The 743-nt window shown below is 50.6% G+C and carries 1 protein-coding gene; it reads right to left on the minus strand.

Going from position 1 to position 743, the window contains the following annotated elements:
- Window positions 1-67: 67 nt before the first annotated feature.
- On the minus strand, window positions 68-743 hold a 676-nt coding region (locus tag BN102_RS04010), incomplete at its 5' end, for a BamA/TamA family outer membrane protein (RefSeq protein WP_036787295.1).

Here is a 743-nt window from a genome sequence, read left to right on the forward strand (position 1 = left end):
GGATGTACGAGGCGTCTGTGCAAAAACTTTCATTTTTGCACAGACGCTCGAGTTTTGTCAGCGAAGTTCAGAAAGGATAGCCGACGGCAAAGTGGAAGGCGAAATCGCGACTGAATTTCGGTCGGATCACGGGGTATCGGTCTCTTCTCCTTTCCATCGGATTAATCGACTTCATACCGCCGTCGAACCGAAGAATGAGGTAATCCAAGTCGAAGCGGATGCCCAATCCGTAAGAGGCGGCAATCTGTCGATAGAACCGATTGAATTTGAATAGACCGTCCTGCTGTTCCACATCATTCCGGATCGTCCAGATGTTGCCCGCATCGATAAATGCAGCGCCGTTCAATTTCCAGAACAAATGCGTGCGGTATTCCAAATTGATGTCAAACTTTATATCGCCCGACTGCTTGATAAAGTCCATCCGGCCGTCCTCACTTCCTCGATAACCTCCTGGCCCGAGGCTGCGGATCGACCATCCCCGTACGCTGTTCGCACCGCCGGAAAAATAACGTTTCTCGAAGGGCAATACTTTCGAATTGGCATAGGGATAGGCTATGCCGGCGCCGACATGGAAGACGACCGCATTCCTGTCGTCGATCTGCATATTCTTCGTATAGTCGAAATCGCCCTTGAGGTATTGGGCGAACGGGATGTTCGCCATCACGTATCCTTTATCTCCTTTCGGAGTCGAGTGGAATGCTTTGGAAAAGGCATAGAGTAGATTGCCCGATTCCTCCACGTTG

This window comes from Phocaeicola abscessus CCUG 55929, from assembly GCF_000312445.1.
Lineage (GTDB): Bacteria > Bacteroidota > Bacteroidia > Bacteroidales > Bacteroidaceae > Phocaeicola > Phocaeicola abscessus.